We start from the raw sequence: 24,013 nt of genomic DNA, 5'->3' as shown, positions 1-24,013 counted from the left end.
CCGTCTGAAACTGTTTCAGACGGCCTTTTTGACCAAACCATCCTATCCACACTCCAATCAGACACCGTTATGCTGAATCCATTTTATTTCCGTTACGGTGTTACTGCGTTTTAGCTCAAAGAGAACAATTTTGTCAACCGCCCAAGCTACAACAGAACCGGTTCTGTACTCGCTGCACTGTTTGCGGCTTACTGCTTCTTAGTCAAAATAAAGTGGATACACTATAACTATACAAAGCGATGTAGAGATAACGCTGCAGAGCAAGCCGCCACCATTCATTTAAATAAGGTCGTCCATAACGTTGTGTCTAGTGTCAATTCTTTCAGATTTATTTCTACCCGGTTGCTAAGGCCGTCTGAAAGGTTTTCAGATGGTCGAAATCTTACAATATTCAAAAACACATCATAAGAAAGTTTATCTGCCGTTATTGCCATGACCACGCAGGCGAAAATCTAGGCTTCCGGCATCCAGGTTGTTTAATCAACACTTTAATATTTTAATCTACATTCCTTTCTGCGCGACAATGATGCTGTTTCAGTCTTTCAGGCCTTGAAATATTTTTTCAAAGGCCGCTGCCTTTGATTTATTTACAGTGAAATATCCGCCGGTGCCGGATTTTGGCAATCGGGCTTGTGTTGCTGCACACTCCGCTGATCTCAATATTGCAGTTTCTCGCCATCCGGCTAAGCTTTCACCCGAGGCCGTCTGAAAGAATGTTCAGACGGCCTGATCTGTAGTTTTGCCCGATTCTGCCACGCTCCGGTCGTCTGCCGCCGACACTTGCTGCAGAATTTTCAACACGGCCTCGGTTTTGGCCGACTGCACACGATAGGAAGTTACCGCATAAATATTCACCACCGGTGCCAGCCACTGCGGCAGCACTACTTCAAGGCTGCCCTGCTGCACATATTGCCGCACCTCGCCCCCAAGCTGCATCGACAGCCCTATTCCGCCCACGGTGAGGGCGCACACGGCAGAAAGCTGGCTGCACGGCATACTGTCGGCAATATCGAGCAGATAACTTTCTGCTGCGCACCTGAGCGTGGCGCGCACCGGCACGAAATGCAGCCAGCTGTGGCGGTGGAGCTGCTCGGGGCGCTCGATCGGCGGATGGCGCGCCAAATAATCGGGGGCGGCGAAAATCTGCCACCGCCACGACACCAGATGGCGGGCAATCAGGTCGGCATCGTCAAGCGCATGCTCGCCGCCGCGTATGGCAATATCGATGCCGCCCTGCTGCATATCGATTAAGCGGTCGCCGATATGCAGCACGGGGCGGATATCGGGATATTCGCGCTGCAGACGTTTTAAAGCCGTCTGAAACATCGGCGTGCCGACCATGCCGGAGGTGGCGGCCAGATGCACTTCGCCTGCCGCCTCGGTTTTCAGATTGTTCAGCGCGGTTTTCATATCGGCCAGCGTGTGCCGCAGGCGGTGGCAGTGCGCCAGCAATGCCCGCCCCGCATCGGTGGGCGCCAGGCGGCGGGTGCTGCGCCGGAGCAGTTTCACGCCGTGCAGGCTTTCCAGGCGGGTGATGTGCTGGCTGACCGCGGAAGGCGTCATGCCCAGCGCGGCGGCAGCGGCGTTCATACTGCCCTGCTCTAGCACGGCGGCAAATACCAACAGCGGTTTGATGTCGTGCATGGTTCAAATGTCCTTCAATTGTTTAGTTGTGCTTAACAATATAATTAGCAAAACGGGGATTATCAAGTGTTTCAAGCGGCCTTATACTGCACTCACCTTAACAAAACATTAATGAAAGGAAAGATGATGAAAATCGCAGTTATCGGCGCAACCGGTTATGTGGGCAACGCTGTGGTGCAGGAGCTAGCTTCGCGCGGCCACGAAGTAACCGCTTTTGCCCGCAACACCGATAAAGTATTTCAGGCCGGCAATGTCTGCGCAGAAGCCGCCGATGTAACCGCCGCTGGCTTCTCTAGCCGTCTGAAAGGCTTCGATGCGGTGGTGAGCGCGTTTAACCCCGGCTGGGGCAACCCCAATATCGGCGCGGATTTTACACGCGGTGCCCATGCTATTGTCGAAGCCGCCAAAGCCGCGCAGGTGCCTTATTTGTTGATGGTCGGCGGCGCGGGCAGCCTCTATGCCGCCCCCGGCCTGCAGGTGATTGATACGCCTGACTTCCCCAAAGAAATCTATGAAGGTGCCAATGCCGCCCGCCATCTGCTGGCCGATTTGCAACAGCGCAACGATGTAAACTGGGCCTTTGTTTCACCGCCTGCCCGCTTGGGTGCCGATGCCGGCTACAGCGAAGAGCGCACCGGCCGCTACCGCTTGGGCAAAGATGATTTGCTGATGGAAAACAACGATCTGCCTGCAGGCATCAGCGTGGCCGACTTAGCCGTCGCCATTGCCGACGATGTGGAGAACAAGGCACACCTGCACCAGCGCTTTACCGTTTCCGCCGCCTGAGTTTCCTGAGAATCCCAAAGGCCGTCTGAAATGGTTTTCAGACGGCCTTATATATTGCACCCCATGAAAAGGGGTGCATTTTTACATTCTACCCCTTGACAAGTCCGAACAACCGACTTTCAAAGGGGTCTGAAATGTCATTAGCTTACTACACCGTAACGCCCGAACCCGAAATTTTTCCCAAAGCCTACATCGTCCGCGTATTCCGTGAATCAAATAACGATTGCGTTTGTCTGCAAACCGTCAATTTTCCTATCCGAAACCCTGACCTGCCGAACAAAACCCTGTCTGAAGCCGACACGTTCGGGCGTATGACCGTTAAGAAACTGATTGACTGTCATGTGATGGCGAAAGCGGGTTCTTGAGATGGCGCACAGAACGTACAGAATCAAGCCCAACCCCGCCCGTTTCGGCGGCGGTTGGAATCTGCAGCTAATCGAAGCCGGAAAAATCATGCTCACAAAAAACGAACCTGCAAACCCATGCCCGCATGGTTTTGGGTTTGCCGGCCAAATCCATCACGATTTGGCTTTGCCGGCCTGCAAATTAGGCGGCCAATCTTGGATTGAAGCGGGGGGTGTGTCCATGAGTACCCGCTGCTGCCCCGAATGCCGCCAGTACCGCCAAACGTCCGCTTTTTCGGGCGTTTTGGGCTGCGTCTGTGATGTATGCGCCGTAGCGGCGCAAAGCGCGAAGCGCGGCGCGCTTTCTTGTCTTAATAGTAACAACTGCATCGGGAATCATGCTGCAGGCATGAAAGGCAGTAAAAACAAGCAATTGCCAAAATTTCATGAAAGGTTTGAAAGCGAAGCGGCAAAAGAGAGCGCAAAACTGAATGTGTTTTCGACTTCGCACAAGAAATCTGCAACCGCGTTGGAATTAAACGTACACCAATTCATACAAACATTTGGCCTAAACCATGTCGGCTTTTTAACTCTAACCTTTGCCGATGACGTGCAGGACGTAAAAGAAGCCGGCCGCCGCTTTCACAGTCTGCGCACAAACTTTCTGAGTAAACATTTCAAACACTGCATCTGCGTGTATGGGCGCACCAAGAAAGGCCGTATTCACTTCCACCTAATCGTAAACACCCGTGAAGATACGGCGTGGGCTGAACTTTGCCACGATTGCCGCCCGTGGCTACCAAAGTGCCAACCCCGCATTGCGCCGGTTTTGGAAGCTGATACGAGAAAACGTGGGCAGATACGGTTTCGGCCGCGCCGAACTGCTGCCGGTCAAAACCAACAGCAAAGGCTTGTCGCGCTATGTCGCCAAGTACATTGCCAAGCATATTGACAGCCGTCTTCCCGAAGACAAGGGCTATAGGCTTATCCGCACCACCATTGACAAAAAAAGCCTTTGGAAGATTGCCACATCAAACTTTTCGTTCCGCTCTGCCGGTTCGGCCCGATGGCGGCGCAAGCTGCAAAACCGGGTTGTGGCCGTTGGGCCGTATCTCAAAAGATGCCGTTGAAGTCAGGGGATTGGTGATACCCGATATAACCGAAGAGAATTACAACATCGTTTTAAGTGAAACCATCAGCCCCAAATGGGCATTTTTGAACCGCGGAATTATCGGAAAGCGGCCTTAAGAAAGGAAAAGCCATGAGCAACAAAACCCCAACCCCGCAGCCGCCCGTTCAAGGCATTTACATGACCGCCGCCTTTGACCACCGCATGATGGTGAGAGAGCGCAAAAACGATGACGGCAGTTACAGCAAAACCAACTCTTGACCGTGCGCGTATTCCCGCGCGCCTTTAAAGACAACGTGTACTACTCGGACGAAAGCTGAACAAAGATTCAGGGCTTGGGCGGTGTGCCTTGAATTGACCCCTTAAACACCGCCGACCTGTTTTTACTTACTAAACTTTGAAAGGAAAAAATCATGAAAAACCTGAAAGACAAAATGTATAAAGCTATGGCAGTCGCCACAATGACCGCCATGCCAGCCGTTGCATTGGCCGATGATGCCGATCTGCTTGGTGCCGTCAAAACCGAAACCGGCGGTTTGAAAGCAGGTGTTTTGTCGATTGGTGCGGTAGTAGTGGGCATCTCTATTGCCTTTGCGCTCGTGCGCATCGGCAAACGCGGTGCAGACTCTGTAGGCTAAGGTGCAGTCATGGGTTATCAGGTAGGCCGAATCTGCCATCAAACGCATGAAGAAGCAACAAACGCCGTGATGACCCAAGTTTTGCCTACAATCGACAAAGACGGGGTGTTACACCACCCCGTTTTTAAAGGCAAAACGTGGGTTTACAAAGAACAGCCCGTAAAGTTGACTTTCCCTCAATGTGAATATGGTCAATACCATCAAGCAGGAAAGGAAATAGGCATAGGGCTGTCAACAGCCGCTGCCGTGCTGTTTGTGGTTGTGGTGGCCGTAAAAGCGGTCGGAATGATGGGAAATGACGGAACTGAAGAAAGATGAGAAATGTTACCCGAAATGGAATTTGCACTTGGACTGCTTCCCGCTCTTTGCGGCTCGCTGTGCTTACTTGTTTCAGCCTTAACGCTGCGTTAAGCCCGCTGGCCGCATGGGCAGACGTACCCACGCCCCCGACCGCATACCACAAACAGATAGATACCAGCTTCCCAAGCGGCCAAGCCTTGCTGAATCAGGGCTACAACCCCAAAACGGGGGTATTGAAAGTAGAGAACCGCCCGCAGGGAAAACCGACCGTAACCACCAACGGTCAGACGGTAACAGGTACGCGAAACACCAATGTGGTGGTTACTGATAAATACGGCAACAAGGTAAAAGTGCCGTCAAGAATTACGCAAACGGCCAATGCTGCTGTGATTGCAAGTTATGTTGGAAATAGTCTTGCTGAAGGTATTTCAAAATATGGTAATCAGTCAGTTAATGATTATAAAGATGGCCGCTTTGGTGATATGGGGCGGTCTGTTGCTGGCGGAGTTGCAACAACACTTGATGCTTTGAGTGGTGGGGTTTTGGGGTCTGTTTGGGGCGTTGTCGATAATGCGACCGGCTCGAATATTACGGGCGGTAATCCGTCTTCGGTTTCAAACACTATTAAAAAGTTGCAAGAATCTGCTGACAATTTCCATAAAGAAATGTATGGCGGGGGAAATCCGTCAAGCCCTTCCTACAACAAAGGGAATCCATCATCACCGTCAACAGCCAACCCGTCTTCACCATCAACAGGCACACCTGCCCGACCGGGCAACCCCTCCAATCCGTCTGTTAGCGGCGGGGCTTCTTCTTCGGGGCTGGGTTCTGCTGCCGCTGCTGCCGCTTCTGCACAAAAAACCGCAGAAAGAAACGGAGATGTTGGTAATGCGGTTGGTAATGCCGCATTAAAAAAAGCCGCCGACACTGCCGCAAATGCTGCCGAAGCCAAAGCCAGGCACGAGCAGGCGAAGGAAGCGGCAAAAAAAGGTAACGAAGTTTACCAAGTCGTATTGAACTATACAGACTACGGCGTAGAACCCGTTCGAAGCAAATATAAAAGGCTAGGGGCTTATACTGATAAACAATCAACTTCAATTGCGAGATATGACAGTAAAGGCCGCAGAACAATTATTAAATCTTCGTTTTTGGATTCCTATTTGCCGGGTAGTTTGAAAGGCTCGGGTGTTGCGGCTGTGAATACAGATTTGGTCAGTGTGAATACACCCGAACCGACACCGCCTACTGCTGAAGATATGAACCTTTCAGGTGGTGAAGTCGAGCAAATTCTGCGGCGCATGTTTGAAAACCAGCAAACCAACCATCGCGAAATGATGAACCAGTTGGTCCGCATTGCCGCCAACACCGCTCCTACTGCCCCGACAGATTCACCTCCGCCGACCCAAACAGACGGTACGGGCAAACAAGTGATACGAAAAAGCGTGGTAGATGAAGCAACCACATCAAAAAGCGTTCAAAAAAATACCGTGAAAAGCGCACCTTATACACCTATGGGCAGCAACCAAGCCCAGCAAACCGAAGTTACGGTAAATAATGACGGCAGCGTAACCACAAGGATTATTCCGCGTCCCGATTTGAAAGCCAACAGCAGTCAAGCCCCGACACGCTCTCCCGTTACCCCCGATGCGGCCAATCCGTCAAACCCTGCCGTGGCCGATGCCGCCAACCCGTCTCAAACGGTACCGAACCAAACAGGGAATCAGCAAAACCAGCAGAACCAACAGAACAATCAGCAGAACCCGCAACAGCGCGATTTCTGCGAGAGAAACCCGCAAGCGGCGCAATGCGCGGATTTGGGCAGTGCCGATTACGAAGATTTGGATATACCCGAAAACGGTATAGATTTGGAATTGAAACCGCTTGACGTATTCAGTACAGACGGCGTCTGCCCTGAAAACGTTTCCTTTTAGTTCGGCGCATTGGGCAGCTTTGAATTTGATTATGCCTATATTTGTAATGTCTTACGCTTGATACGCCCGATTTTGATAACCGCCACCATCATTACCTGCGGCTTTGTGGCATACGGCGCGGTTAAGGAGCTTTGAAATGTGGGGTAACCTGATTACAGGCGTTTTGATGAACGTTGCAGGCCGTGTGATTGCCGCGCTGGGTTTGTCGTTTGTCTCTTATGTCGGCATCAACGAGATACAGGCTTTTCTTCTATCACAAGTTCAAGAACATATCGGGGGTGTGCCTGCCGATGCTTTAAATCTTGCCTACATTGCAGGTATCGGCGTGTGCCTCAACTGGGTATTCGGCACTTTCTCGTTTGTCGCATCACTGAAAGCCGTTTCGAAGCTGTCGGCAGGTATTCAAAGAAAATAAATTCTAAGGAAAACAGAAATGCTCTATTTGATTACAGGCGTACCGGGCAGCGGCAAAACCCTGAAAATGATTTCAGACTTAATGAACCGCAAAGATCTGAAAAACCGCCCGCTGTATTTGGACGGCATTTCCGAAGTCGACAACGAAGTCATACCCAATCTGCCCATTCCCGAAGGCGAAACCATGCAGACTTGGCACAAATGGGCGCCCACGGGGGCAATACTCGTAATCGATGAATGCCAGCGCGTATTCAGGCCGCGCCCCAGCGGCTCCAAAGTTCCTGACTACGTGGCCGAACTGGAAACACACCGCCATAAAGGCATAGATATTTTTTTGCTGACCCAACACCCCCGTCTGATAGATATAAACGTCCGCAGCCTGATTGGTCATCACTGCCATATCAGTAAAAGCAATCTGGGCGTTCGGCGTATGTTTGAATGGGAAAGTTGCGGCGATCCGACCAGCCGCGCCAGCGTGGCAAGTGCCGTCAAAAGCGTTTATACGCTCGACAAAAAAGCATTTGGGGTTTACAAAAGCGCCGAAGAACACACCAAAATCAAAACCAAGCTAAGCCGCGTTGTATATATCGCGCCCGTTTTACTGGCGTTCATGATTGCCGCTTCATGGTATATATACTCAAGCTGGAATGATTACACCAAAAAACAGACGCATACGGCCAAAGAACACATTGCCGCACCGGCGGCAAGCCCTGCGGAAAGTGCGGCGGATGCGGCTGCGCCGGCTGCCGCCGCGCCGGCTGCCGCCGCAATTCCGGCAGGGCAGTACCCGTCAGCAAAAGAACAGGCCGAAACGCCGCAAAAACCGCATATCAGCGAAGACGACTACAAACCCGCCATAGACGGCCAGCCGTGGACGGCTCCCATCTACAACGGCCAAAACAAAGCCGTACAAACCATGCCCTATCCCGTGGCGTGCGTCAAAAACCAAAACAAATGCACCTGTTATACCGACCAGGCCACACCGATTAAAGAGATGAAGAAACAGCAATGCCTTGATTACGTTGCAGACGGCATATACAATCCTTACAGACGGGCGGCAGAAAACACCGTCCCAACGGCAGAAAAGGCAAACGAACCCGCACCTCCGCAAGTGCTGGTAATGGGCGGCAAAAGCCCGCAGAATCTGATGTATGACGGTTATGTCGAAGCGGGTGAACAGTTTAGGTAATTAATCATGACTTGTTTTTTTTGGTTCTTAGTCGGAATAATTGTTGCAAACATTTACTTTAAATATGGATTGCGTGGTTTTTTTGATTTTAAAAAGCCGTTTGTTTATGTAATATTATTTTTGGGGCTGTCCTAGATAACTAGAACAAATCCTGCTTTACTGATTGTTTTAAAATAGAAATTTGAAATTTTATCTCACTGTTGTTAAAACGCCATTCACACTCTTTCAAATACAGTTCAAAATGCTCTTTGGGAATGCCATTAAACTTGCGTAAATGGCGTTTTGCTTGGTTCCAAAAGTTCTCAATTCCGTTAATGTGATTTTGTCGCTCAGCAAAATGTGTGCTGTGATTGATCCGAAAATGTGAAAATTCGCTCACATCAAGAACGTCATAACTTTTGTAACAATCGGTATAAACAATGCTATCAGGCTTCACTTGCTCGCGGATAATTGGCAATAAAGTCGCAGTTTGTGTATTGGGTACGGCAACGGTGTAAACCTTACCATTACGCTTCAAAAGCCCGAATACAGCCACTTTGCCAGCCGCACCGCGACCACGTTTGCCTTTGCGTTGTCCGCCAAAATAGCTTTCATCAACTTCTACTTCACCATCAAGCATTTCCAGATGCGGGCTGTTGTGATAGATAAGTAAGCGCAAACGGTGGAAGTAATAGGCAGCGGTATTTTTATTGACGCTAACTAATTGCGCCGCTGTGCGAGCGGTAACACCTGCAACAAATAGTTCAATCAGTTTGTTTTGCTTGTACTGACTTAAACGACTTTTTCTCATAGGGATTATTCTAACCTGAAGTTAAATTTCCCTAGTTATCTAGTACAGCCCCTTATTTTTTACTTGTATATTGATTTACTATGCTTTTTCATTGATGAAAAATGCCTAAACAAGTCAAGGGGCGGGCGTCCGTAAAATATTGTAATCGCCCTAAGCGTTTACAATATTTTACGGATACCCCTTGACGCCCTGCCACCCGATACGCTCCCTGCTGCTCCCGCAGCGCCCACTGCTGCGGGGGCTGCCACACGGCGAATGCGGGGTTTGGGGCAGCGCCCCATAAAGCAAAAGCTCCAAGCCCTGATAGATTCAGGCGGATATATCAGGGCTTGGCGTTTGACGAAACACCAAGCAAAGCCCCCGACTTCGCAAGTACGGCCGATGCCAAAGCATGTAGAAAAGATTGAAGCGGGGGCTTACCGCATGAGCAAGTTTGAACACTATCTAGGGATTAAAAGCCCGTATTTATAAGGTAAAACACCATGTACTTGGGAATAGACGTGAGCAAAGCAAGCATAGACTGCTGTCTGATAACAGACGGCTTTTTTTATGAACATCGGTTCAGCAACAGCCCCACAGGTTACACCAAGCTGAAAGCATGCTAAACGGCCATAACGCCAACCCAAGCCTGCACTGCTGCTGCGAAGCAACGGGAACCTACCATGAACCGCCGGCCGAATATCTCAACGGCCATTACAAAATGAGCGTGGACAACCCAAGAAAAATAAAAGGCTTCGCAAACGCCGTATTGCAAAGAAGCAAAACCGACAAACAAGACGCAAAACTCATCGCACGATACTGCAAGGCCATGAATCCAGAACCGTGGCAGCGTCCCACATCCGCACAAAAACAGCTTCAGGAACTGACCCGCTATATAGCCCGCATCAAAAAGCAACGAGCCGCCGAACAAGTCAAACTGCAAACGGCATCAGATACAATTGGCCAATTTATCAAAGACAACATCAAATACCTAAACAACCTGCTGCAAAAACTCAACCAAGAACTCAAAGCCTTTTACAAAGCCAATCCCGACTACCACAGAAACCGCCAACGCCTGAAAACCATCACAGGCATAGGCGAAAACACCGCCGCCGTTTTGCTCTCGACCATAACATCACGCTTTGATACCGCTGCCCAACTGGCCGCCTATTTCGGTTTGGGTCCAAAACGGCATCAGCCGGGAACAAGCGTAAACGGCAAAGAACGGATTTCAAAGGTAGGCAAGTCCGACTTAAGGGCAGCCCTATACATGCCCGCATTGGTTGCCTACCGCATGAAAGCCTTTCCCGCCTTTATCGGCCGTCTGAAAGCCGGGAAAAAACCGCCGAAACTCATCATTGTTGCAATTATGAGAAAGCTGGTAACCATCGCCTTCCACCTGTTGAAGAACCAAACGGAATATGATAAAAGTCGTTACGAATTAACAACATAAATTAACAATGACAAACAGAAAAATGCCCCGCAAAAGCAGGGCATGGCTTGGTTGTTGCCGAAAGAATACACCAACGGCATTGACACTAAATACACTATCTTTTCTTTCGGCAATACACAACACCGGTTCTTTGAAGCGGCCGTTCTGTTCCGCCGACAACTCTTATTCCGCGTTATCGGCACACCGCATATGCCCGCTGAGATAGTGCAAATTTATTTTCAACACCAGGCAGGCCGCAGGCAGTACGTAACCCGGCTCTGTTGCCAATCGGACGGCGGATAAAACCGTCTGCTTTAAGCCCGGGCGCAGCACCATCACTGAAACGACCCACTCCGGAACATTCACGCTGATACGTTTCAGACGGCCTTAAATAATTCGGTAATTCTTTGCCGCCTGCCTTGTTATCGTTTTCCTTATCGAGCGGCATACGGCGGCTGTGTGTTTTGCCGAGCTCTCGGCACTGCCTGTTGTCCGACACCCCAAAAGTGGCCGCTTTTTCTGTGGCGGAAACGCGCTTTGGGGCTATTTCAGCATATTTTTAATCACGCCCATCACGCTGCGGGAGATGGCGCGGGTAACCTGCTTGTTAATCTGGCTGCCCACCGAATCGGCCAAATCATAGGCGATGCCTTGGTTGGCTTTTTTACGCCCGCCGAACAGGCCGCCCAAAAAGCCGCCGACCACGCCGTTTTGCTGCGGCTGCGCAGCGGCTGCTTTTTCTGCTTTGGCCGCAGTTTTTGCCGCTTCGGCTTCGGCCTGTTGCGATTCCAATTCGGCCAAGGCTTCGTAGGCGGAATAGTTGTCCACCATATCTTTATAGTGGCGGTAGAGAATATCTTTTTGATATTCGGCATCGCGCTCGGCGGCCGCCAGCGGGGTCAGGCTGGATTGCGGCGGCAGCACAAAGGCGCGCTCCACCGGCGCTGGCATGCCTTTTTCATCGAGAAACGATACCAGCGCTTCACCCACACCCAATTCGGCAATCGCTTCGGCCACATTCACGTTGGGGTTGGTGCGGAAGGTTTCGGCAGCGGCCTTCACGGCTTTTTGATCGCGCGGGGTAAACGCACGCAGGGCGTGCTGAACGCGGTTGCCGAGTTGGCCGAGAATGGTGTCGGGCAGATCAAGCGGGTTTTGGGTAACGAAATACACCCCCACGCCTTTGGAGCGGATAAGGCGCACCACTTGCTCAATCTGCTCTACCAGCGCGCTGGGGGCATTGTCGAACAGCAAATGCGCTTCATCGAAAAACATCACAAATTTGGGCTTGTCCAAATCGCCCACTTCGGGCAGGGTTTCAAACAGCTCGGCCAGCATCCACAGCAAAAACGCGCTATACATACGCGGCGAGCGCATCAGTTTTTCCGAGTTCAAAATATTGATCACGCCTTGGCTGCCTTCGGTCTGCATCCAGTCTTCAAGGTTCAGCGCCGGCTCGCCGAACAGGTTTTCGGCACCCTCGTTTTCGAGTGTGAGCAACTGCCGCTGCACTGCGCCCACGCTGGCGGGCGACACATTACCGTATTTGGCACGGTATTGGGCGGCGTTGTCGGAAACGTGTTTGAGCAGCCCGCGCAGGTCTTTCAAATCGATAAGATGCCAACCGTTGTCGTCAGCCACTTTAAACACCAGATTGAGCAGCCCTTCCTGGGTGCCGTTCAGATTCATCAGGCGTGCCAGCAGCATCGGCCCCATTTCGGAAATGGTTACGCGCACGGGAATGCCGGTTTCGCCGAACACATCCCAAAAGCGCACCGGAAAACTTTGCAGCCAATCACCGCCCAAACCGAATTCGGCGATGCGCTCGCCCACCTTGCCGCTGTCGGCTCCGGCATTGGCCATGCCCGACAAATCGCCTTTCACGTCTGCCAGAAACACGGGAATGCCCGCACCGCTGAAGGCTTCTGCCATACGGCGCAGGGTAACGGTTTTGCCTGTGCCGGTGGCGCCGGCAATCAGGCCGTGGCGGTTGGCCATTTTTCCTTGAATTTCAAGCGTGTTGCCGCCTGCTCGGGCAATTTGGAAGGTGGTCATAACGGTTCCTCGGCTGTTTGATATAAAGGCGTATTTTCTTATTTTTCAAAACACAAGGCAATGCTTGATGAATGACGGCAGATTTGCTTCATTTCATTTTTTGGTATGGGCGGCAAGGAGCCGCAATGCTGTGGTGGAAATTCAGAAAATCTACGCTTGAAAAAGAATATTTTGAACGCACGGGATATTTAAAGGCCGTCTGAAAACCATTTCAAACGGCCTTTAAATAACTAAGCCGCTCAGGCAGTGCCCGCGATAAGGCATTGGTAATGTTGCATTTTTTAAACCATCGGCAGCGGCAACAGCACGAACCTGCCGCGCTGTGGGTTTTCTCGGAATTTCTGCCCAAACAAACAAGGCCGTCTGAACCGTAGCCAGGCAGGAGGATTCGCCGCAGGCATACGCTGCCCAACAAATATTACCAACCGCTTTAAAATCATGACGGCCTTGGATAGTGGCAGCGTTGGCCGCTTTGCATCACTTTAAAGCGGGTTATAACCAACCAGAGTAAGCTGCCTGAATGAGGGCATTTGACGCTTTGCATCACTTTAAAGCGGGTTATAACCAACCTGTGTTGCTTCAGTATGCAATACCCCGCCTCAAAGAGCGTGATGATGAAGCTGTTAAGGCGGCATCAGCGGCAGTTTTCCGGCGGCTTGTCTGCCTTCGGCCGGCCATTTCTCATCGAGAACACCTAGGCCGTCTGAAAAAATATTTTCAGACGGCCTGATACCGTTAATTTCCTAAAATCAATAAAAGCGGTGGCCGCTATGGGGCATTCCACACATTTTCGCTGCGGGGCGGCAGGCTGCCCCGCAGCGCATAAAAATGAGCCGTCTGAAACATTCAGACGGCCTTAAAAGTAAAATCGATGAAAAGGAATGTAAACCCAGCTGAAACTGCCGCCTTGCTTACATAACAAATATTAACAAACTAAAAGAAAACATGCAAGCATTTTTTACACGAAAGCCACTAAACCATTGGAAATTTTATTAAAATAGATTTATTTTGTGAATTTATGTTAATATTTATTTGATAATGTCATATTATTTGCCCATTTCCGCCAGCAATCCGGCCTGGTGTTCGGCAGTCAGCGCGGCGGTTAGTTCTGCCAAATCACCATCCATAATAAAATCCAATTTGTGAAGGGTTAGATTGATGCGGTGGTCGGTAACCCTGCCTTGAGGGTAATTATAGGTGCGGATGCGCTCGCTTCGGTCGCCGCTGCCGATTAGGGATTTGCGTTCCGCCGCCTCCTTGGCTTGCGCTTCGCGTTTTTTGGCATCGTTTAAGCGCGCCGCCAAAACTTTCATCGCCTGCGCTTTGTTGCTGTGTTGCGAGCGTCCGTCTTGGCATTCGACCACCATGCCGGTAGGCAGGTGGGTAATGCGCACGGCAGAATCGGTTTTGTTGATATGCTGGCCGCCCGCTCCTGATGCTCGGAAGGTATCGATGCGCAAATCGGCAGGATTCAGCCGGATTTCTTCCAACTCACCGGCTTCGGGCATCACTGCTACCGTACAGGCAGAAGTATGGATACGCCCTTGGCTTTCTGTGGCCGGTACGCGCTGCACACGGTGGCCGCCCGACTCGAATTTCAATTTGCTGTATGCCCCAAGCCCGACAATGCGGGCAATCACTTCTTTATAACCGCCCAAGTCGCTTTCGCTGGCCGATACGATTTCCATCTGCCAGCGGTTACGTTCTGCATAACGGCCATACATACGCAGCAGATCGCCGGCAAACAACGCCGCTTCGTCTCCGCCCGTGCCGGCGCGCACTTCGATAAAAATATTTTTATCATCATCGGCATCTTTGGGCAGCAGCAGTTTTTGCAGCTCGTTTTCCAGCATTTCGATTTGCGCTTCGGCCTTTTCGATTTCTTCGGCTGCAAAGGTTTTCATTTCCGGGTCGGCCAGCATTTCCTGCGCATCGGCCAAATCGCTCTGCGCCAGATTGTATTGCCTGAACGCCTCGGCCACCGGCGTCAGCTCCGCATGCTCGCGCGTGAGCTTGCGGTAGTTGTCTATATCGTCGGCGGCTTCGGGCCGGGCAAGCAGATGGGTGACTTCTTCCAAACGCTCGGCCGATTGTTGCAGTTTTTCTAAAATAGATGGTTTCATGGTTTTTTCCGTTGAGGCCGTCTGAAAACATTTCAGACGGCCTCAAGCCAAGCAGGCAAAGAAAAAAGCCAGCCGGGGCGAGCTGACTTTTCAATATGTTTTGGTCGGAGTGAAAGGATTCGAACCTTCGACCCCTTGCACCCCATGCAAGTGCGCTACCAGACTGCGCCACACTCCGACTCGAAAGAGAAAGGGATTATATGGTTCCGATGTCTAGCTGGCAAGTATTTTTTCCACGCTGCCCAACATTTTTTTCAGCTCTTCGCGCATTTCTTCGGCCTGAATCGCCGGATTGCCCGAAGCATCTAAGGCATTGTGGTTGAAGGTATCGATAAACGGGGCGAAAGTATCTTTCAATTTCAGCACTTTAAGCACGTCTGCACGGGTATAGTTGTTGCCGCCATAGCCGACCACCACCCCGTTTTCGTGCTGCCATTGAGCGAATTGTGTGATGCTGATCTGCGCCAGTTCGCACATTTCGTTCAGGCTGAAATAGCGCTTGGCGGGAATTTTAGGCAGGTTAGCGCTGTTTGTCATAATAATGCTCCACCATGCCTTTGAGTTTCTGGCTGGCATGAAACGTTACCACCCTGCGTGCCGAAATCGGCACTTCTTCACCGGTTTTCGGGTTGCGGCCGGGACGCTGCGGTTTATCGCGCAACTGAAAATTGCCGAAGCCGGAAATTTTAATTTCTTCGCCCCGCGCCAAGGTGGTGCGGATTTCTTCAAAAAAGAGCTCAACGATTTCTTTGGCATCGTTTTTGGTTACGCTGCTGACTTTTTCAACCAAAATATCGGCCAATTCGGCTTTAGTTAGTGTCATTTTATTACCTTCGCTTTTCAACAGATGGGGATTATCACTAATTTTTTGTTGTCATTCAAGAGAATATAGGTTTTTTTAACACCGCAGTTGCGCGCCCGCACTTTCGGCGGATTTCACCAGTTTTTCGATTAGAGGCTCCACCGCTTCTTCTGTCAGTGTAGCTTCCGCATCCTGCAACAGAACTTTCACGGCAATGCTCTTCATGCCTTCGGGCAAACCTGCGCCGCGATAAACATCGAACGCGGCGATTTCCTGCACCAAACGGCTGTTCACGCTGTTCAACGCGCCCAGCAAAGCATCATGCGGCACGTTTTCAGGCAGCACAAACGCCAAATCACGGCGCACGGGCTGGAATTTGGACACGGGGCGGTAAACGGTTTTTGCTTTGCCGAGCACGGCCACCATATCGATTTCAAACACCAGCGCGGCTTGCGGCAGGTCGTATTTTTGCAGCCATTGCGGATGCAGCTCGCCGATAAAGCCGACAGTGCGGCCGTCAAGCACGATTTCGGCGGTGCGGCCGGGATGTAGCGCGGGATGCTCGGCCTTCACGAACGACACGTTTTTGCTGCCCAACAAATCTTCGACATCGCCTTTCACATCGTAAAAATCGGCCGCGCGGGTTTTCTCGCCCCATTGTTCGGGATCGGCCGAACCGTAAACCAAACCGCCGATACGTTCGTTTTGCACAAAACGGCCGTCTGAATTTTTGCCGAACACGCGGGCGATTTCAAACACGCGCACGCGGTTTTGCTTGCGGTTGAGGTTGTTTTGCAGGATTTCAACCAATCCGCCGATCAGGGTGGAACGCATCACGCTGTATTGCGCCGCCAGCGGGTTTTGCAGACGGACCGGCTCTTCGTTGGCAGCAAAATCGCGCTCCCATTGCTCGTTTACAAAGGCATAGCTCACCACTTCCTGATACCCTCTTGCAGCCATTTGGCTGTAAACGGCAAAACGGTTGCGGCGGGTTTCGGGCAGTGCCAGCATTTTCAGACGGCCCGAAGCGGTATCGCCGGGAATGTTTTCATAGCCGTAAACGCGGGCGATTTCTTCGATTAAATCGGCTTCGACTTCGATGTCGTAACGAAAGCTCGGCGAAGTGGTTTGCAGGCCGTCTGAAATCTTTTGCGGTTGCAGACCCAGTGTGGCCAAAATGCTTTCGATGCGCGCTTCGTCTACCGCCACACCCAACAGTTTTTCTACCCGCGCGGTGCGCACGGCTACGGTTTTGCGTTCAGGCAGCTTGCCCACGGCTTCTGTTATTGCGCCCGCCGTGCCGCCGCAAATCTGCAACACCAATTCGCTGGCACGCTCGATGGCGTCGCGCTGCAATTCAAAGTCCACGCCGCGCTCGAAGCGGAAAGACGAATCGGAGCCGAAGCCGTATTGGCGCGATTTGCCGGCAATGGTTTCCGGTGCAAACCAGGCCGACTCCAGCACAATGTTTTTGGTGCCGTCTGAAACCGCGCTCGCTGCGCCGCCCATCAAACCGGCCATGCTCAACGCGCCTTTTTCATCGGCAACCACCAAGGTGTTTTCAGACAGGCATACGGTTTTTTCATTCAAACATTCGAGCGTTTCGCCTTCTGCGGCGCGGCGCACAATAATGCTGCCGGAAAGTTTGTCGGCATCAAACACATGCATGGGCTGGCCGAGCTCCAGCATTACATAGTTGCCGATATCTACCAGCGCCGAAATGCTGCGGATGCCGCTGCGCAACAAACGCTGTTTCAGCCAATCGGGCGTGGGCGCCTGCGCATTAACGTTTTCAATCACGCGGCTTAAAAAACGGCCGCAATCGGCAGGCGCATCAATGCGCACCGGCCGGATTTTGCTGCTTTTCACAGTGGCCGTCTGAACCGCTGCCGGCTTGTAGACGCATTGCGTCAAAGCCGCCACTTCGCGCGCCAAGCCTTTGATGCTCAGGCAGTCGGCACGGTTGGGGGTGATTTTCAGGGTAAAAACGGTATCGTCCAAATCCAGATAATCGCGCAGGTTTTCACCGGCCGGAGCATCGGCGGGCAGAATATGCAGGCCGTCCACACCGTCATCGGGCAGCCCCAGCTCGTTGGCGGAGCACAGCATACCGTTGGAAACCTGCCCGCGCATTTTGGTGGGCTTGATTTTGAAATTGCCCGGCAACTCCGCACCCGGCAAGGCACACGGCACTTTAATGCCGGCACGCACATTCGGCGCACCGCAGACGATTTGAATCAGTTCGCCGGTGCCGGCATCGACTTGGGTGATGTTCAAACGGTCGGCATCGGGGTGTTTTTCCACCGATTTCACTTCGGCCACCACCACGCCGTTAAACTCCGGTGCGGCTTTAGCGGCTTCTTCAACCTCGAGGCCGGACATGGTGAGCAGATGGGCGAATTCGTTGGCAGACAAATCAGGATTGGCTTGGGTTTTCAGCCAGTTGTAGGAAAATTGCATGGAATTACTCTTGAATTAATTTAATGGATTTTTTTGGCTTTGAGGTATTGCTCAAAGTCATCGTCTTCTAGGATTTTGTCAAATTCATTTAAATAACGGCTTTGGTTCTCTGGATCGAATTCAACCGTAGTTTTCAAGAATTTGGAAAAAATATTATTTTTGCCCGCCAGCTCGCTCACAACCGAATAATCCATTTGCGTTTTAAACTTGGCCGGAGAAAGTATCTTACTTTGCGAAATATTTTGTGCATCGAGTTTGATAATGCCAATACCAAAACTCAAACTGAGTTTTTGCAAGGCTTCAATAAACTCGTTGTCTTCTGAAAGATTCAGAGCAACCAAACAGCCTTCATTTGCCCAACTGGAATTGCTGACCGCCTGAAAAAATATTCTTTGTAATTGGAAAAGTTCAAATCGACTTTTAGCTCAAATGAGAAAATTTTAATTGGCAGCCTATCAAATTTTTTAATTAAATTAAAAACATTGTTTTCAGCATAGTTGGCATATTCAAAATTTACGGCCACCATGTCCGGATAAAACCATTTATCTTCACCTTTTTGATTTTTCTTACTATTTTCATGAAAAACTGTGCGCGAATGGGCATTAAATGCCGGATTGATCCATAGCCATTTTGCCAGCAGTGGATGCAAATCCCGTTCATGGAACCCGTTTGCCGTTGCCTTAATGCTTTCAGGTTGTTGATTAACTTTTTTTTCAGGTAGCCCTTTCAGAAAAAAGCGTTTTGGATTTTTGCTGCCTTCAAGCTGTTGAAATTGACCGTTTGTTTTTTTTGCATTTTCATAGATAACTGATCCGACAGTTGCCCACGGTGTTTTACCTAATGAAATCAGTCCGATCTGCTCATCATAAGATTTCAAGTGAATATAAAGTTGTTTCTCAATAATATAATCCCAAATTTCCATAGGGCTTGCCGGATGGCTCAGTTCTTTTGCAGCTAATATGGATAATTCTAAGTAGCTTATTTTTTTTATTTTTTGCTTTCAGGCTACCTGAAAACCGTTTATCTATCGATTTTTCAAGCAGCTTATGCTGGATTATTTGACAAACTGCTTTAAAAAGTTCAAATCATTGTCGAAAAACAGCCGCAAGTCGTTCACGCCGTAACGCAGCATGGCAAAGCGGTCCAGCCCGATACCGAAAGCGAAGCCGGTGTAGCGCTCGGGGTCGATATTCACGTTATTCAACACATTAGGATGCACCATGCCGCAGCCGCCCACTTCCAGCCATTTGCCGTTGTCGCCCATGATGTCGATTTCGGCGGAGGGTTCGGTGAACGGAAAAAACGAGGGACGGAAGCGCACCTGCAAATCGCTGCGCTCGAAAAAGCGGCGGATAAAGTCAGTGAACACGGCTTTTAAGTCGGCCATCGTTACGCCTTCTTCCACCCACAACCCTTCGGCCTGGTGGAACATCGGCGAGTGGGTGGCATCGGAATCAACGCGGTACACGCGGCCGGGGGCGATGATGCGGATAGGCGGATTCTTTTTATCCAGCATATAGCGGATCTGAATCGGTGAGGTGTGGGTGCGCAGCACATCGCCGTTTTCCACGTAAAAGGTATCCTGCATGGCTCGGGCCGGGTGGTTTTGCGGGATATTGAGCGCTTGAAAGTTGTGGAAATCGTCTTCGATTTCGGGGCCGTCTGCCACATCGAAACCCATGCCGTGAAAGAGTTCGACCACGCGCTGCAGAGTCAGGGTTACAGGGTGCAGACCACCGCTGTGTTGACCGCGGCCGGGCAAAGTAACATCAAGTGCTTCGGCGGCCAGCCTCTCTTGCAGCTTGGCAGCATTTAAAGCTTCTCTCTTGTCGTTATAGGCCGTCTGAAAACGGTTTTTGCATTCGTTGATGTGCGCGCCAACAGTTTTCTTTTCTTCGGGCGGCAGACTGCCGAGCTGCTTGAGCAGTGCATTCAATTCCCCCGCCTTCCCCATGTAGCGCGCCTTAACCGTTTCCAATGTCTGAAAATCGGCTGCCGCCTCAATTTCACCAATCCCTTGATTGACAATAAGGTTTACATTTTTCATAGTTCGATTCGTGTGATTTCTGCAAATACCGCCCGGGCTGCCTGCGTGCCGCAGATATGGGGGCATCGGAAGATTGCCAGATTGCCGCCGACTCCCGCAAAGGCCCTCTGCCCCCGCCTGCAAGAATTTTCGCCGCAATCCGAAAAGTGGGCAATTGTAGCGTAAATTGCGCCGAAAAAACAGCGGGCTAACAATCGCTTTATCTGCTTTTCCCGTCTCATCTCGAATCTTCAGCACATTTTTTTCAGACGGCTTTTTTTGTACCGCCCCGCCTGCCTCGGCTTCAACACCCTACAACAAATTACAAAAGTTACTGTTGCATATTTTACAAATACTATGCAAAAAGCAACTATTTATTTGCATGACTTTTGCATCAGTGATAAATTTTGTTTCGTTTTGTAAATTAATTAAATATCATTAATTTATGACAAAGCAACCATATTGAATATATTTATATATTCAAAACAATAAGATATTTAATATATTAAAATATAAAATAGAGTAAAAATTTTATTATTTATATTCATAATAAATAAATAAAACATATATTTACAATTTTTAAAACAATGGCGCAGTGCATACTTTTCCAATTGAGGAACGCAAATTTGCCTGATGCCTGATAAAAATTTAGCAACAACATTACGGAACCACAAAATGTCAAATCAAATTATTCTTACCGTTACTCGGTCGGGAGGCTCTGCTGTTGCCGAGCAAAACACCCGCTTCAACATCGAACCGGGGTCAGGTCAAGCCTTAACCATACCCGCTGCCGACCACACCGACTATCGATTCACCGATGCCGCCACCGGGTTGGCCCCTGAAGGCTTGGCTTTCAACCGCGTTGGCGATCATCTTTATATCCACGACAAAGCCTCCGGCAAATCGCAGCCCGATATCATTATTGAAAACTACTACAACCACGCCGGCAATAAAATGCCGGGGTTGCAGGCAGACGGCGTGCTTTCACCCTACTATGGCGAAATTTCTTCCCCGATCACTGCCGAACAAGTAACCGTACATCAAACTGCCGGCACTACCAACAAAATGGCCATTGCCTTGAGCAGCCTGGCCGGCGCAGGCCTGCTTGGCGCATTAGCGGGGGGCGGAGGCGGCGGAGGAGGAAGCTCCGAGTCCCCACCTGCTGCAACCATTCCCGCTCCCCAACCTATAGCGGCCGGCCATGCCATACTGAACAATCCTGCTTCGTCCGCCCATACTGCCGCGCAGGGTAAAACAATTGTGTCTGCAACACCCAACCCATCCACAAATACCACCCCCCTGGCTGCCAGGCCGTCTGAAACTGCTAAGCCGTCTGAAACTGTTAAGCCGTCTGAAACTGTTAAGCCGTCTGAAACTGTTAAGCCGTCTGAAACTGTTAAGCCGTCTGAAACTGTTAAGCCGTCTGAAACTGTTAAGCCGTCTGAAACTGTTAAGCCGTCTGAAACTGTTAAGCCGTCTGAAACTGTTAAGCCGTCTGAAACTGCTAAGCCGTCTGAAACTGTTAAGCCGTCTGAAACTGTTAAGCCGTCTGAAACTGTTAAGCCGTCTGAAACTGTTAAGCCGTCTGAAACTGTTAAGCCGGTAATTTCAGACGGCCAAACGGGCGGGGGGCATGATTACCACGTTTACCAACACCCGAAATACGGCAAATATATTGATGCAGCCGAATTCGGCACCGACCCGAGCGGTCGCAGCGACAGCCTGCCTGCCATTAATGCTGCCCTGGCTGCCGCGCACAAAGAAAATGCCGCTGTGTATTTGAGCGGCAATCTGTATATTTCCAACCAGATGGTGTTAAACAAAGCCAATTCCGGTGTAACCGCCCTATTCGGCAACGGCATGGGTAACACCACAATTTCTTTCGATAAAGCGCAAACCGGTGTATTTAATTCCGATACCAATGAAGATGATGTCCGCGCATTTGCCGGCATTTTAATCGATGGCCAAAGCAACAAAACCATTGCTGATTTGTCGGTGAAATACACCCATCCCGATTTTTACCGCTCCGGCCAAAGCTATTTCGGCAAAGTCAACGGTATTGTGGTCAATGATGCCGACAACACCTTAATCAGCAAAGTAGAAGTGTCGGGTGCCAACCGTGCGGGGGTATTTTTCACTTCTACCCACACCCTGCAGCCCGACCCGCAAGGCAGCCAAGGCCGCACTTATAAAGCGCGCCTGATTCGCGGCGAAGTGGATGAAACCTATGAAAACCTGCCCTTGGGGGAAAACAACCGCATCATTGACAGCAACCTGCACCACAACCGTGTGGCCGGCGTGCTGCTGGCCTATCAGAAAAATTTTATTGCCGACAACAACGTGATGTCATGGAACGGGCATGAAAAAGACGGCGGAACAGGCTACGGCATCGCCAGCATGGCCGGCAGCTACAATTACGGCATCACGTTCCGCAACAACACCACCGACCACAACTACCGTAAAGGGCTGGATGTGCACGATGGCGACAATATTGTGATTGAAAACAATGTTTCTATCGGCGACCGTCTCTACGGTATCGGCGTGTATAACCGCCAATTCACGATGGACACCGTGAAAGTGCACAACAACACTGTGATTGCCGACCCTGAGTTCCGCCTGGCACAAGACGACAATCCCGGTTTGCGTTATTTCGGCTATTCCGGCATCCAGCTGCAAACCAACACCATGTTCCGCGACTTGCACAGCGGGGAGGCCGGCCATTTTGAAATCAGCCGCAACACCATTAAAAATCTGGATGTTTACCGCAATGCCATCCAAACCTACGGCATAGAGTTCCGCAACCACGAACCGAATATGCATTACACCTTGGATATTGCCGGCAACACCATAGAAGGTGCCTCCGTTAAATACGCCATTGCCGTGATCAACAACACCAAAAGCAAAATTCTCGATACCGCAGGCCAAGGTTCGGGCACCATCAATGTTACCGACAACACTATCGATATCGGCAGCATCGGCCGGGGCACCCTGCCTGTGTTTATCAACGAAGAAAGCAACAACGGAAAGCTGCGCGGCGAAGTAACCTTTTCGGGCAACAATATCACCATACGCGAACATTCAGACGGCACCATTGAAGGCGTACAGATGGTGGGCAACGCCGAAACCTACCGCGTTACCGACAACACCTTCGAAATACGCGGCACCATGGACAAACCTGTAGTCAGCCTGCTTGGCCGAACCGACAGCGAAGCCCCCGAGCTGATTGTCAGCGGCAACAACATTACTACCGACTTAACCGGTAATCTCTACCGCAGCTGGATAGAGCGCAATGCTACCGTTGATGTTTATGCCGACAACAACACCCACAACGGCAAAGAGCTGGCCGAAGTACACCATACCGTTACTCCGCCGGCTTCCGAGCCTGCACCTGGAACCGTTGAAGCTGCCAAAACTGCCTATGTTTTGGATTTGGGTATCGGCAGCAACACCATATCAGGCAACGACACACACGAAACAGCCTACCCCCGGATTGCAGCCGCCCAAACAGCAACGGTCTCAGAAAACACGGCAAAACTTTCCGGCCAGCTTTCAGACGGCCTGCCTGCCTTGAATGATTTGCTTGCCGTTAACGATTTGGATTTGTCTAACGTATTGGGTGCCGGAAGCAGCACAGCGGGAACCATAGGCGCAACGGTTGCCGAATACACGAGGTCGCTGGATATCAACGAAGAACAATGGCAAAACGAAGTTTCTGCCCATATCATATAAACAAACACTTTCAAACCGACAACCCGAACCGGGATTTTTTATAACCGGTTAAATTTAACAAAAGCAAGCCGGCAAACTGCAAACAGTAAAAATTAGCTGAACCACGTTACCATGACTAAACGTTGGAAAACTTATACGGTTTTACTGGCAGCAGCTCGCTGGCTTGCATCTGTTTGAGTGGATTCACCATATCGCAACCAACTGATTTCCATACACTTCCTCACTCTCTAAGCAAACATCTC

At 50.6% G+C, this 24,013-nt stretch carries 20 protein-coding genes, 1 tRNA gene and 2 pseudogenes; 12 read left to right on the top strand and 11 right to left on the bottom strand.

Going from position 1 to position 24,013, the window contains the following annotated elements; translation table 11 throughout:
* Positions 1-717 precede the first annotated feature (717 nt).
* On the bottom strand, positions 718-1,644 hold the full coding sequence (locus tag H7A79_RS14300) for a LysR family transcriptional regulator (protein ID WP_187000599.1): 927 nt from the start codon (positions 1,642-1,644) through the stop codon (positions 718-720).
* A 126-nt stretch (positions 1,645-1,770) separates the two neighbouring features.
* On the opposite strand from H7A79_RS14300, the gene H7A79_RS14295 reads away from it, so the two are divergent.
* The 10 genes and pseudogenes from H7A79_RS14295 (at position 1,771) to H7A79_RS14250 (ending at position 8,375) form a co-directional block, all read left to right on the top strand.
* The gene (locus H7A79_RS14295) at positions 1,771-2,430 is read left to right on the top strand and encodes an NAD(P)-dependent oxidoreductase (RefSeq protein ID WP_187001742.1); all 660 of its coding nucleotides are present in this window, start codon (positions 1,771-1,773) and stop codon (positions 2,428-2,430) included.
* A gap of 134 nt (positions 2,431-2,564) precedes the next feature.
* Positions 2,565-2,795 (top strand): hypothetical protein, encoded by a 231-nt coding sequence (locus H7A79_RS14290; protein WP_187000598.1) that lies wholly within the window; start codon positions 2,565-2,567, stop codon positions 2,793-2,795.
* 283 nt (positions 2,796-3,078) lie between these two features.
* A pseudogene (locus tag H7A79_RS14285) lies at positions 3,079-4,022 on the top strand (rolling circle replication-associated protein).
* Positions 4,023-4,035: 13 nt separating this feature from the next.
* Positions 4,036-4,164, top strand: coding sequence for a hypothetical protein (locus H7A79_RS14280; protein WP_281384923.1), 129 nt, complete (start codon positions 4,036-4,038; stop codon positions 4,162-4,164).
* A gap of 152 nt (positions 4,165-4,316) precedes the next feature.
* Positions 4,317-4,541, top strand: coding sequence for a hypothetical protein (locus H7A79_RS14275; protein ID WP_187000597.1), 225 nt, complete (start codon positions 4,317-4,319; stop codon positions 4,539-4,541).
* A 69-nt stretch (positions 4,542-4,610) separates the two neighbouring features.
* Positions 4,611-4,859 (top strand): hypothetical protein, encoded by a 249-nt coding sequence (locus H7A79_RS14270; protein ID WP_246408129.1) that lies wholly within the window; start codon positions 4,611-4,613, stop codon positions 4,857-4,859.
* 59 nt (positions 4,860-4,918) lie between these two features.
* Positions 4,919-6,772, top strand: coding sequence for a hypothetical protein (locus H7A79_RS14265; RefSeq protein ID WP_187000595.1), 1,854 nt, complete (start codon positions 4,919-4,921; stop codon positions 6,770-6,772).
* Between the two features lie 9 nt (positions 6,773-6,781).
* Entirely contained in the window at positions 6,782-6,907 is a 126-nt protein-coding gene (locus H7A79_RS14260) for a virulence factor TspB C-terminal domain-related protein (RefSeq protein ID WP_343060889.1), read from the top strand.
* Between the two features lies 1 nt (position 6,908).
* Positions 6,909-7,187 carry a DUF2523 family protein gene (locus H7A79_RS14255; RefSeq protein ID WP_187000594.1) on the top strand — a complete coding sequence of 93 codons (279 nt, stop codon included), beginning with the start codon at positions 6,909-6,911 and terminating at the stop codon, positions 7,185-7,187.
* Between the two features lie 18 nt (positions 7,188-7,205).
* Positions 7,206-8,375, top strand: coding sequence for a zonular occludens toxin family protein (locus H7A79_RS14250; RefSeq protein WP_187000593.1), 1,170 nt, complete (start codon positions 7,206-7,208; stop codon positions 8,373-8,375).
* A 139-nt stretch (positions 8,376-8,514) separates the two neighbouring features.
* Here H7A79_RS14250 and H7A79_RS14245 read toward each other — a convergent pair whose 3' ends face one another.
* Positions 8,515-9,165, bottom strand: coding sequence for an IS1595 family transposase (locus H7A79_RS14245; RefSeq protein ID WP_186999959.1), 651 nt, complete (start codon positions 9,163-9,165; stop codon positions 8,515-8,517).
* 482 nt (positions 9,166-9,647) lie between these two features.
* Between H7A79_RS14245 and H7A79_RS14240 the strand changes: the two are divergent.
* Positions 9,648-10,597: pseudogene (locus H7A79_RS14240) on the top strand (IS110 family RNA-guided transposase).
* A 522-nt stretch (positions 10,598-11,119) separates the two neighbouring features.
* Here H7A79_RS14240 and H7A79_RS14235 read toward each other — a convergent pair.
* From H7A79_RS14235 to pheS, 9 genes are all read right to left on the bottom strand, one after another.
* Positions 11,120-12,631, bottom strand: coding sequence for a helicase HerA-like domain-containing protein (locus tag H7A79_RS14235; RefSeq protein ID WP_187000592.1), 1,512 nt, complete (start codon positions 12,629-12,631; stop codon positions 11,120-11,122).
* Positions 12,632-13,677: 1,046 nt separating this feature from the next.
* Complete coding sequence (gene prfA / locus H7A79_RS14230; RefSeq protein ID WP_187000591.1) at positions 13,678-14,754, bottom strand: peptide chain release factor 1; 1,077 nt, start codon at positions 14,752-14,754, stop codon at positions 13,678-13,680.
* Positions 14,755-14,855: 101 nt separating this feature from the next.
* A tRNA-Pro gene (locus tag H7A79_RS14225) sits at positions 14,856-14,932 on the bottom strand.
* A 35-nt stretch (positions 14,933-14,967) separates the two neighbouring features.
* The gene (locus tag H7A79_RS14220; protein WP_135034089.1) at positions 14,968-15,291 is read right to left on the bottom strand and encodes a hypothetical protein; all 324 of its coding nucleotides are present in this window, start codon (positions 15,289-15,291) and stop codon (positions 14,968-14,970) included.
* A complete protein-coding gene (locus tag H7A79_RS14215) occupies positions 15,275-15,577 on the bottom strand; it encodes an integration host factor subunit alpha (protein ID WP_135034088.1) in 303 nt (100 codons plus the stop codon). Before H7A79_RS14215 ends, H7A79_RS14220 begins: the two co-directional genes overlap by 17 nt.
* A 75-nt stretch (positions 15,578-15,652) precedes the next feature.
* Positions 15,653-18,016, bottom strand: coding sequence for a phenylalanine--tRNA ligase subunit beta (pheT, locus tag H7A79_RS14210; RefSeq protein ID WP_187000590.1), 2,364 nt, complete (start codon positions 18,014-18,016; stop codon positions 15,653-15,655).
* A gap of 20 nt (positions 18,017-18,036) precedes the next feature.
* Positions 18,037-18,357 (bottom strand): hypothetical protein, encoded by a 321-nt coding sequence (locus H7A79_RS14205; protein ID WP_214646387.1) that lies wholly within the window; start codon positions 18,355-18,357, stop codon positions 18,037-18,039.
* Positions 18,345-18,938 carry a hypothetical protein gene (locus H7A79_RS14200; protein WP_214646386.1) on the bottom strand — a complete coding sequence of 198 codons (594 nt, stop codon included), beginning with the start codon at positions 18,936-18,938 and terminating at the stop codon, positions 18,345-18,347. Before H7A79_RS14200 ends, H7A79_RS14205 begins: the two co-directional genes overlap by 13 nt.
* Positions 18,939-19,070: 132 nt before the next feature.
* Entirely contained in the window at positions 19,071-20,063 is a 993-nt protein-coding gene (gene pheS / locus H7A79_RS14195; RefSeq protein WP_187000589.1) for a phenylalanine--tRNA ligase subunit alpha, read from the bottom strand.
* A 654-nt stretch (positions 20,064-20,717) separates the two neighbouring features.
* On the opposite strand from pheS, the gene H7A79_RS14190 reads away from it, so the two are divergent.
* On the top strand, positions 20,718-23,771 hold the full coding sequence (locus tag H7A79_RS14190; protein ID WP_246407974.1) for a right-handed parallel beta-helix repeat-containing protein: 3,054 nt from the start codon (positions 20,718-20,720) through the stop codon (positions 23,769-23,771).
* Positions 23,772-24,013 lie beyond the last annotated feature (242 nt).

The organism is Neisseria musculi, from assembly GCF_014297595.2.
GTDB lineage: Bacteria > Pseudomonadota > Gammaproteobacteria > Burkholderiales > Neisseriaceae > Neisseria > Neisseria musculi.
The sequence above is the reverse complement of the archived record's forward strand: the minus strand, read 5'-3'. Positions and strand labels throughout refer to the sequence as shown.

Bases quoted from the DNA above. Each gene is read 5' to 3' on its own strand.
- H7A79_RS14300 (WP_187000599.1), bottom strand. From the start codon at position 1,644: ATGCACGACATCAAACCGCTGTTGGTATTTGCCGCCGTGCTAGAGCAG.
- H7A79_RS14295 (WP_187001742.1), top strand. From the start codon at position 1,771: ATGAAAATCGCAGTTATCGGCGCAACCGGTTATGTGGGCAACGCTGTG.
- H7A79_RS14290 (WP_187000598.1), top strand. From the start codon at position 2,565: ATGTCATTAGCTTACTACACCGTAACGCCCGAACCCGAAATTTTTCCC.
- H7A79_RS14280 (WP_281384923.1), top strand. From the start codon at position 4,036: ATGAGCAACAAAACCCCAACCCCGCAGCCGCCCGTTCAAGGCATTTAC.
- H7A79_RS14275 (WP_187000597.1), top strand. From the start codon at position 4,317: ATGAAAAACCTGAAAGACAAAATGTATAAAGCTATGGCAGTCGCCACA.
- H7A79_RS14270 (WP_246408129.1), top strand. From the start codon at position 4,611: ATGACCCAAGTTTTGCCTACAATCGACAAAGACGGGGTGTTACACCAC.
- H7A79_RS14255 (WP_187000594.1), top strand. From the start codon at position 6,909: ATGTGGGGTAACCTGATTACAGGCGTTTTGATGAACGTTGCAGGCCGT.
- H7A79_RS14250 (WP_187000593.1), top strand. From the start codon at position 7,206: ATGCTCTATTTGATTACAGGCGTACCGGGCAGCGGCAAAACCCTGAAA.
- H7A79_RS14245 (WP_186999959.1), bottom strand. From the start codon at position 9,165: ATGAGAAAAAGTCGTTTAAGTCAGTACAAGCAAAACAAACTGATTGAA.
- H7A79_RS14235 (WP_187000592.1), bottom strand. From the start codon at position 12,631: ATGACCACCTTCCAAATTGCCCGAGCAGGCGGCAACACGCTTGAAATT.
- prfA (WP_187000591.1), bottom strand. From the start codon at position 14,754: ATGAAACCATCTATTTTAGAAAAACTGCAACAATCGGCCGAGCGTTTG.
- H7A79_RS14220 (WP_135034089.1), bottom strand. From the start codon at position 15,291: ATGACAAACAGCGCTAACCTGCCTAAAATTCCCGCCAAGCGCTATTTC.
- H7A79_RS14215 (WP_135034088.1), bottom strand. From the start codon at position 15,577: ATGACACTAACTAAAGCCGAATTGGCCGATATTTTGGTTGAAAAAGTC.
- pheT (WP_187000590.1), bottom strand. From the start codon at position 18,016: ATGCAATTTTCCTACAACTGGCTGAAAACCCAAGCCAATCCTGATTTG.
- H7A79_RS14200 (WP_214646386.1), bottom strand. From the start codon at position 18,938: ATGGAAATTTGGGATTATATTATTGAGAAACAACTTTATATTCACTTG.
- pheS (WP_187000589.1), bottom strand. From the start codon at position 20,063: ATGAAAAATGTAAACCTTATTGTCAATCAAGGGATTGGTGAAATTGAG.
- H7A79_RS14190 (WP_246407974.1), top strand. From the start codon at position 20,718: ATGTCAAATCAAATTATTCTTACCGTTACTCGGTCGGGAGGCTCTGCT.